The following is an 8,909-nucleotide window of genomic DNA, read 5'->3' on the forward strand; positions in this document are numbered from 1 at the left end:
GGGGGAGAGGGAGCCGACCGAGGTGTCTTGCGCTATACATCGACCTGAAAAATAGAGTCGATTATGGATTCAGCGCTGCACTTTCACGTCGGCGTAACGCTTAAGCATCCCCCATTCGGTCCCCTCTCCCCCGGGAGAGGGCTAGGGTGAGGGGCTACGATGTGACTGACACACTCAAGCCGCCGCCCACGCCTGCAAACTCAAATGCGCCTTCTCCCCCGGCGCCAGATGCAAGCTGTCAGTCCCACCCGCCGCCGCTTCAACACAGACAAACTCGGAAATCTCATCCCACGTCACGCCCAACAACGGCCGCGCTCCAGGATGCCAGACCACCGTGTCGCCGCTGTCACCGGTATCAATGCACAACTCGCGCTGCCAGGCGTGATCCTTGAGCTGTAATTCGCCGTCGTGCTGGAACACACGCTGGCAGCCGCCATCGACGCGTAACTCGCCTTCCTGCTGACAAGACTGGCGACTCAACTGGTCATAACCCTGCGCGCCTTCGAGGCCAGACAGCGCTATCTCACCGACATCGCCAATACGCCAGTAAGCGTGCAACGCCTGGCTCAACTGGCACGGCATGTCGTCCTGATGCTCAGTGCTCAGGCGTAACTCCATGCGTTCTCCGAGGTGCGCGTGCAGGTCGACCTGCCAGTCGCACAATTGCAATTGCCAGTGCAGGCGCACGCCATCCTCGGCGCTGCTGCTATCGAGCAGTTTCCAGTCGAGCAGCCGCGCCCAGCCATGGGACGGCCAGGCGTTTTCGCTCGGATGACGGCCATACCACGGCCAGCACACCGGCACACCACCGCGAATAGCGCCAACGTGTGGCCACTTCGCCGCACACCACAACCACGGTTTCTGCCCGCGCGGCTGAAAGTGCAGCAACTGCGCGCCCTGCCGACTGAACACCGCCTGACACAGCGGATGATCAATCACCAACACGTCGCGCATCTGATAGCGCTCCCAGGCGAACACCGGTTGTTCACGCAGGGATTTGAAGAAGCGTTGCAGCGGATGCTCATGCATTGGCCACGGTTCCGAATTCATCTGTTACGGGCTGCGCCAGCCCTCAAAAAAAAGCGGACAGCCTAGGGGGCGTTCTCAATTGTTTTTCCCACCGCGCCGGGCAAAACAATTGAGAACGCCCCCCCGCTGTCCGCAAATATGCGCACATAGAGAGGAGCTTATCGCAGACGCGTCAGAACGTAGACTGAATTTTCAGGCCAGCGACCAAAGCGTTGTCCACTTCATCCACACCACCCGGGTGAGTGATGTACTGCAGGTTAGGACGTACGGTCAGCCAGTTGGTGACGTGGAAGCCGTAGTTGATCTCGTAGTTGTATTCGGTTTCGCGAATTGGCGAGAACACCGGATTGTCGTAATCCGACACACCGTTGGAAACGTTCAGCAGTTCAGCGTTTTTCTTCACGTCATCGTTGACGTGGATACGCGCCGCGCCGATACCGACGTCATCCTTCGGACGCGCGTCGAACGGGCCTTTGTAGACAAACATCACCGACTGATAGTTGTCGATGAAGTTGGTGTCCTTGTCGTGGAAAGTGGCGTTGGCCGCGATGTTCAGACCACGGGAAGCGTCGCCGTTGTGGCTGGTGAGTTGCTGTTGCGCCACGAACCAGTAGCCGCTTTTGCTGCTGTGGGTTTTGTACGCGTCGCGAGTAGTAGCAGCGTCGAAACCGTTGACGTCTTCACGAACGTCGCTGGCATCAGCAGTGCTCTTGTAGTAACCGACGCGGAATTCGCCCGGCAGGCTGTTGACCTTCGGCGACCAGACCAGCTCGACAGGAAGAACGGTACCTTTGGTGCCGCTGCCGCTGAGTTTGAAGCCGTTGCCGTGTTCCAGCTGCGACGGGTTCTGGTTGTACGCACCGATTTGCGCGTAGAGCTCGTCGTTGATGTTGTACTTCACGCGGATCGCGGCCTGGCTGACGGGCCAGTTGTACCAGATGTTGGTCGCCCAGTTACCCACTTGCGAACCGCAGAACGCCAGGTTCTGGAAGTCGCACGGAAAGGTGTTGAAGTCTTCGCCTTCACCGAAGTAACCGGCCTTGACGTCGAGCTTGTTGTCGAAGAACTGGTGCTGAATCCACAACTGGGTCAGACGCACCATGTGGCCACGACCGTAGACTTCCTGCGAGGAAGACAAGGTGCCGGCACGCGGATCGCCCACGCGATCGTTAGAGATGTTGTAGCCGTTACGGTTGGTCAGCTGGATCTTCGCCTGGGTGTTGTCCCAGCCCCAGAGTTTTTGCAGATCCAGTGCCACGCCCAGACCGAACTGGTCAGCGTAACGCGCCGTCTTGTCGTCGTTGTAGCCGCCGTGCAGGTTGCCACCGACTTCCCCGACGTAGTCCGCCTTGATGTCGATACCTTGCTCGATCAGCTTGGTCCGCTCGCCACCCCAGTCGCCGGTCATCCACTTGGAATCGGAGCTGAACGCATCGGCCGCCATTGCATTGCCGGCCAGCACCAGTGCTGCTGCCGCTGACACTTGGCAGATCAAGCGGGCATTGACGTGTTTCTTTTTCATCCCTACATCCTCGTCTTTATTGTTATTAACTGTTTTTATCTAACGCGGTTTACATAAAGTGCGATGGATAACAGGCCATCCACCGCGTGCTCCTTTGTGGGAGCGAGCTTGCTCGCGAAGGCTTTATGTCAGTTGATACATGTGTTGCATGACACACCGCTTTCGCGAGCAAGCTCGCTCCAACATTTGGTCCTCAGCGCCCCTTGAATTGCGCGACGTTCGCCGACCGCGCTTCGGCCTGCGCCTGGCCCGCAACGCCCAGACGCTCGCCAGTCTTGGCATCGAACAACAGCACTTTCGACGGATCGAATTGCAGCGTCAGGCTTTCGCCCACCTGCGGTGCCACGTCCGGTGCCAGACGGCAGCAGACCTTGGTGTCATTGAGGTTGACGAACACCAGGGTGTCCGGACCGGTCGGTTCGGTGACTTGCACTTCAGCCTTGATGCTCGGCAAACCATTGCCTTCGCCATTCGCCAGCACGATCTGCTCCGGACGCAAGCCGAGTATCACTTCGCGATCTTCAAGCCCGGCGTCCTGCATGCCCATCGGCAACTCGCAACGGGCCTGGCCGCTGTCGAGCAGCGCCAGCAGGCGACCGTCCTTGCGCTGCAGGCGCAGCGGAATGAAGTTCATCGGCGGCGAACCGATGAAGCTCGCCACAAACAGGTTGGCCGGGTCGTTGTAGATCTCTTTCGGCGTGCCGAATTGCTGGATGATCCCGTCCTTCATCACCGCCACTTTGTCGCCCAGGGTCATCGCTTCGATCTGGTCGTGGGTCACGTAGACCGTGGTGGTTTTCAGGCGCTGGTGCATCAGTTTCATTTCGGTGCGCATCTCAACCCGCAGCTTGGCATCGAGGTTGGACAGCGGTTCGTCGAACAGATAGATCTTCGGCCGCCGCGCCAATGCACGGCCCATCGCCACACGCTGCTGCTGACCACCGGAAAGTTGACCCGGCTTGCGATTCAGCAGGTGTTCGATCTGCAACAGCTTGGCCACGCGCGCGACTTCTTCGTCGATCGCCGCCTGCGGCATCTTGCGGATCTTCAGACCGAACTCGATGTTCTCGCGCACGCTCATGGTCGGGTACAGCGCGTAGGACTGGAAGACCATGGCGATGTCGCGATCTTTCGGGCTCATGCCGCTGACGTCCTGATCGCCGATCATGATCGCGCCGCCGCTGATGGTTTCCAGACCGGCGATGCAGTTCATCAGGGTCGACTTGCCGCAGCCCGACGGGCCGACCAGGATCAGGAACTCACCGTCCTTGATCGACAGTTCGATGTTCTTCAGGGTGTCCGGCAGGCCGGCACCGTAGGTCTTGTTGACGTTGCGAAGTTCGAGCGTTGCCATGATTACCCCTTGACTGCGCCGGCCGTCAGCCCGCGCACGAAATACTTGCCTGCGACCACATAGACCAGCAGGGTCGGCAGCCCGGCGATCATCGCCGCTGCCATATCAACGTTGTATTCCTTGGCCCCGGTGCTGGTGTTGACCAGGTTGTTCAGCGCCACCGTGATCGGTTGCGAATCACCGCTGGAGAACACCACACCAAACAGGAAGTCGTTCCAGATCTGGGTGAACTGCCAGATCAGGCAGACCATGATGATCGGCGTCGACATCGGCAGAATGATGCGGCGGAAGATCGTGAAGAAACCCGCGCCATCCAGACGTGCAGCCTTCACCAGCGCATCGGGAATGCTCACGTAGTAGTTACGGAAGAACAGCGTGGTGAACGCCAGGCCGTAAACCACGTGAACAAACACCAGACCGGTGGTGGTGCTCGCCAGGCCCATCTTGCCGAGGGTAAACGAGGCCGGCAGCAGCACGGTCTGGAACGGCAGGAAGCAGCCGAACAACAGCAGCCCGAAGAACAACTGCGAACCACGGAAGCGCCACATCGACAGCACGTAACCGTTCAACGCACCGATGGCGGTGGAGATGATTACGGCCGGCACGGTGATCTTGATCGAGTTCCAGAAGTAACCGTCAACCGTGGCCCAGGCCTTGACCCAGCCGATACCGCTGACCACGGTCGGCCAGCTCAGCAGGTTGCCGGTGCTGATGTCTTCCGGGGTCTTGAAGCTGGTCAGCAGCATGACCACCAGCGGCACCAGGTACAGGAACACGGCGAAAATCAGTACCGCGTAGATCGCGATGCGACTCAGGCTGATGGCAGGTTTGGCAGCGAGACTAGTCATGACGCTTGGTCCTCAGCTCGGAGTACAGGTAAGGCACGATGATCGCGAGGATCGCACCGAGCATCAGAATCGCACTGGCCGACCCCATGCCCATCTGGCCGCGACTGAAGGTGAAGGAATACATGAACATCGCCGGCAGGTCGGAGGAATAACCCGGCCCCCCTGCGGTCATCGCCGCGACCAGGTCGAAGCTCTTGATCGCGATGTGGGCGAGGATCATCACCGCACTGAAGAACACCGGACGCAGGCTGGGCAGCACCACTTTCCAGTAGATGGTCGGCATGCTCGCGCCGTCGATCTGTGCAGCACGAATGATCGACTGATCGACACCGCGCAGGCCGGCGAGAAACATCGCCATGATGAAACCCGAGGCTTGCCACACTGCGGCGATCACCAGGCAGTACACCACGCGATCCGGGTCGATCAGCCAGTCCAGACGGAAGCCTTCCCAGCCCCAGTCACGCAACAATTTGTCCAGGCCCATGCCCGGGTTGAGCAGCCATTTCCACGCGGTACCGGTGACGATCATCGAGAGCGCCATCGGGTACAGGTAAATGGTGCGGATAAAGCCTTCGCGACGGATACGCTGGTCGAGGAACACCGCCAGCAGCACACCAATCACCAACGTGATGCCGATGAACATGCCACCGAACACCGCGAGGTTCTTGCTCGCCACCCACCAGCGGTCGTTGTCGAACAGCCGGGCGTATTGCGCCAGGCCGGCCCACTTGTAGTTCGGCAGGAACGTCGAGGTGGTGAACGACAGCACGAACGTCCACAGGATGTAGCCATAGAAGCCAACCAGCACGATGACCATGCTCGGCGCCAGCACCAGTTTCGGTAGCCAGCGCTGCAGTGCATCGAACGGCGAGGCTTTGCTGAACACAGCAACAGAACTCATGGGGAAATCCATAAAAAAGAAAAGAGCAGCTACAAGCTACAAGTTTCAAGCTGCAAGATAAGCAGGGCAGCGCTCTGACTTGCAGCTTGCAGCTTGCAACTTGCCGCTATGGCTTATTTAGCCGACTGAACCGCCGCGCCCAGTTTCCTGGCCGCATCGGCCGGGTCGGCTTTCGGGTCGTTGATGTAGTTGGTGACTACGTCAAAGAACGCGCCCTGCACCGCCAGCGTGGTCGCCATGTTGTGCGCCATGCTTGGTTGCAGGCCGCCGGACTTGGCGTCCGCCAGGAAGTCCTTGGCCGCGGTCTGCGCGCAGGAGTCGAAACCGAGTTTCTCCATGTTGTTCAACATGTCGTTACGCACCGGGATCGAGCCTTTGTTGATGCTGAAGACTTTCTGGAAGTTTTCACCCAGCACGACTTTGGCGATGTCCTGCTGACCAGCCGCAGTGCCTTTGTCTTTCTGCTTGAACACCGCCAGGGAGTCGATGTTGTAGGTGAACGCCTTGTCGGTGCCCGGGAACGCTACGCACTCGTAGTCCTTGCCGGCGACTTTCTTGGCAGCAGTCCATTCGGACTTGGCCCAGTCCCCCATGATCTGCATGCCGGCCTTGCCGTTGATGACTTTGGCCGCTTCCAGGTTCCAGTCCTGGCCTTTGCCGTCGACGTCCATGTAGGTCGCGACTTTCTTCAGCTCGGTCAGCGCCTTGACCATTTCCGGGCCGGTCAGCGCCTTGTTGTCCAGATCGACCAGGGCTTTCTTGTAGCCATCAACGCCCATGACCGACAGCACAACGGCTTCGAACACGGTGCTGTCCTGCCAAGGCTGACCGCCGTGAGCCAGCGGAATGAAGCCCGCAGCCTTCAGCTTGTCGCCGGCGGCGTAGAATTCTTCGAGGGTGGTCGGGGCTTTGGCGATACCGGCTTTCTTGAATACTTCCGGGTTGATCCACAGCCAGTTGACGCGGTGAATGTTCACCGGCACAGCCACGTAATCACCGTCGTACTTCACGGTATCGGAGACTTTCTTGTCGAGCAGGCTGTCCCACTTTTCCGACTTGGCGACGTCTTTGAGCACGTCGGTGTCAAGCAGGCCGGTCGACGCCCATTCCTGGATGTCCGGGCCTTTGATCTGGGCGACGCCCGGCGGGTTGCCAGCCACGGCACGGCTTTTCAGCACGGTCATGGCCGTGGCACCGCCACCGCCGGCGACAGCGCCGTCTTTCCAGGTGAAACCGTCTTTTTCGACTTGGGCCTTGAGCACATCAACGGCAGCTTTTTCGCCACCGGACGTCCACCAGTGCACGACTTCCACCGAACCTTTGGATTCGGCAGCGGAAACACTGAGAGGCAGAATTGCGAGCGGGAACAGGGAGGCGACAGAAATGACAGTAGCGAGGCGAGAAATCGCATTCATCTGAGATGTACCTTTCTTGTTGTTATGCATTGCAAGTCTGGTGCTTGCGCTGCATAGGAGTTTAAACAGGACGTTTCCCCTCGCAGGTAACGAAGGGACGCGCGAATGTCACCACATGGTTACACAGGACAGCTCTGGGACAACTGCGCCAGCGCAGTCGCCATGCTCGGCGACAAGGGTAGACGAGGGATCAGCACGGCTTGCCAGGCGTGGTACAGATCGGGTTTACCCGGCCAGATATCGGCACTTGGCAGGTTTTGCGGATTGAGTTCGTGGTGCCAGCTGCCGTCGCAGCGGTCGATGAAATGGTTTTCGCAGAATTCCCAGAACAGTCGGTACCAGGCTTCGTATTGCGCCTCGCCGGTGCGTTTGAGCAAGGCGCTGGCGGCGGCGCTGGCTTCTGCGTGCGTCCAGTGCAGGCGATGGCGCACCACGGATTTATTGTCCCAGTCGAGGGTGTAGACGATCCCCGGCGCTCCATCGACGTCCCAGCCGTGGCGGCAGTTGTTCTCGAACAGTTTTGCCGCATCAGTGGCAAGCCAGCCGGGTGTGAGCATGCCGGCCTGAACCCGCGCCGCTTCGAGGTGCAGCAACAGCCGCGCCCATTCGAAACCGTGACCCGGCGTGGTGCCGTAAGGGCGGAAACCGTCAGCGGGATTGTCGAGGTTGTATTCGCGCAGCGGTTGCCAATCGCGGTCGAAGTGCTCGATGACCATGTAACCGTTGGCGGCAGCATGACCGTGGATCACTCGCTCGACGATGCGTTGTGCACGGATCAGCCAGCGCGGATCTTCGGTGACATCGGCCAATGCAAGGAACGCTTCAGTCGCGTGCATGTTGCTGTTGGCACCGCGATAGGCTTCTTCTTCGCTCCAGTCGCGATTGAAGTATTCGCGCATGGCGCCCTCTTCTTCGCTCCAGAAATACGTGTCGATGATGTCGATGGCGTCATCCAGCAAGGCCTGGGCGCCGGGACGCTGTGCGACCACTGCAGAGCTGGCCGCGAGCGCGACGAAGGCATGCAGATAAGCGTTCTTGCCGGTATTGCCGTCGCGGTGTTCGGCGACCGCAAACCAGCCGCCGTGCAGTGCATCACGCAACGGGCCGCGCAGGGCCGCGATGCCGTGATCGACCAGTTCGGCGAAACCCGGCAGGCCCTGAATGTGGGCCATGGCGAAGCTGTGGGTCATGCGCGCGGTGTTCATGGTTTCGGCTTGCGCGTGCGCTGGCAGACGGCCGCGTTCGTCGAGGTTGCCGAAACCTTCGGGCAGCTTTGAAGCCTTGGCGAATGCCAGCAGGCGCAGACCTTCGTCGGCGAGCCATTGCTGGTGGGCAGGGGCGTTCAGCCAACTGCTGAAGCCTGGGTGGAAGAGATCCATGGGTGGCCTTTTTTGTTGTTATGACTGCGGGCAGTCTAAACAACGGGTCGGGATGGGCTTGTAACGAAGGGGGCGGTTTTTGTCACTGATCCGTGACAAAGAGCAGCCCTCACCCCAGCCCTCTCCCGGAGGGAGAGGGGGCCGACCGCACGATACTGAAGAGTTACGCCGACCTGAAAGTGCTGTACCGAATCCACAATCGACTCAACGCATCAGGTCGGCGCAATTCGATTGAACAACGCGCTCAGTCCCCTCACCCCACCCTGGGAGAGGCAGCCAACCGAGGTGTAACAAGCTTCCGCCGACTTGAAATACCGAGCCGATTATGGAGTCGGCGCTGTACGGTCAGGTCGGCGCATCTTTGCAGCATCCCCCGATCAGTCCCATCTCCCTTTGGGAGGAGGGAGAGGCAGCCAACCGGGGTGTAATAAGCTTTCCGCCGACCTGAAATACCGAGCCGA

The 8,909-nt window shown here is 59.7% G+C and carries 7 protein-coding genes; all 7 read right to left on the minus strand.

All coding sequences use genetic code 11. The features are described from left to right. Window positions 1–174: 174 nt before the first annotated feature. The 7 genes from DBR24_RS25635 to DBR24_RS25665 all read right to left on the minus strand — a co-directional run bounded on the left by DBR24_RS25635 (window position 175) and on the right by DBR24_RS25665 (window position 8,448). On the minus strand, window positions 175–1,029 hold the full coding sequence (locus tag DBR24_RS25635) for a D-hexose-6-phosphate mutarotase (protein ID WP_123467132.1): 855 nt from the start codon (window positions 1,027–1,029) through the stop codon (window positions 175–177). Between the two features lie 172 nt (window positions 1,030–1,201). Continuing rightward, complete coding sequence (locus DBR24_RS25640) at window positions 1,202–2,551, minus strand: carbohydrate porin (RefSeq protein ID WP_128616119.1); 1,350 nt, start codon at window positions 2,549–2,551, stop codon at window positions 1,202–1,204. A 193-nt stretch (window positions 2,552–2,744) separates the two neighbouring features. Beyond that, entirely contained in the window at window positions 2,745–3,905 is a 1,161-nt protein-coding gene (locus DBR24_RS25645) for an ABC transporter ATP-binding protein (protein WP_123467136.1), read from the minus strand. Window positions 3,906–3,907: 2 nt separating this feature from the next. After that, on the minus strand, window positions 3,908–4,753 hold the full coding sequence (locus DBR24_RS25650) for a carbohydrate ABC transporter permease (RefSeq protein WP_042607262.1): 846 nt from the start codon (window positions 4,751–4,753) through the stop codon (window positions 3,908–3,910). Continuing rightward, a complete protein-coding gene (locus DBR24_RS25655) occupies window positions 4,746–5,654 on the minus strand; it encodes a carbohydrate ABC transporter permease (RefSeq protein WP_123467138.1) in 909 nt (302 codons plus the stop codon). The genes DBR24_RS25650 and DBR24_RS25655 overlap by 8 nt, the downstream gene beginning before the upstream one ends. A 113-nt stretch (window positions 5,655–5,767) precedes the next feature. Further along, window positions 5,768–7,069: an ABC transporter substrate-binding protein gene (locus tag DBR24_RS25660; protein WP_123467140.1), complete on the minus strand. Its 1,302-nt coding sequence runs from the start codon at window positions 7,067–7,069 to the stop codon at window positions 5,768–5,770. A gap of 119 nt (window positions 7,070–7,188) precedes the next feature. Beyond that, the gene (locus DBR24_RS25665; protein WP_123467142.1) at window positions 7,189–8,448 is read right to left on the minus strand and encodes an AGE family epimerase/isomerase; all 1,260 of its coding nucleotides are present in this window, start codon (window positions 8,446–8,448) and stop codon (window positions 7,189–7,191) included. Between the last annotated feature and the right edge of the window lie 461 nt (window positions 8,449–8,909).

The sequence above is a fragment of the Pseudomonas sp. HMWF006 genome, assembly GCF_003061205.1.
GTDB lineage: Bacteria > Pseudomonadota > Gammaproteobacteria > Pseudomonadales > Pseudomonadaceae > Aquipseudomonas > Aquipseudomonas monsensis.

Bases quoted from the DNA above. Each gene is read 5' to 3' on its own strand.
- DBR24_RS25640 (WP_128616119.1), bottom strand. From the start codon at position 2,551: ATGAAAAAGAAACACGTCAATGCCCGCTTGATCTGCCAAGTGTCAGCG.
- DBR24_RS25650 (WP_042607262.1), bottom strand. From the start codon at position 4,753: ATGACTAGTCTCGCTGCCAAACCTGCCATCAGCCTGAGTCGCATCGCG.
- DBR24_RS25645 (WP_123467136.1), bottom strand. From the start codon at position 3,905: ATGGCAACGCTCGAACTTCGCAACGTCAACAAGACCTACGGTGCCGGC.
- DBR24_RS25655 (WP_123467138.1), bottom strand. From the start codon at position 5,654: ATGAGTTCTGTTGCTGTGTTCAGCAAAGCCTCGCCGTTCGATGCACTG.
- DBR24_RS25665 (WP_123467142.1), bottom strand. From the start codon at position 8,448: ATGGATCTCTTCCACCCAGGCTTCAGCAGTTGGCTGAACGCCCCTGCC.
- DBR24_RS25660 (WP_123467140.1), bottom strand. From the start codon at position 7,069: ATGAATGCGATTTCTCGCCTCGCTACTGTCATTTCTGTCGCCTCCCTG.
- DBR24_RS25635 (WP_123467132.1), bottom strand. From the start codon at position 1,029: ATGCATGAGCATCCGCTGCAACGCTTCTTCAAATCCCTGCGTGAACAA.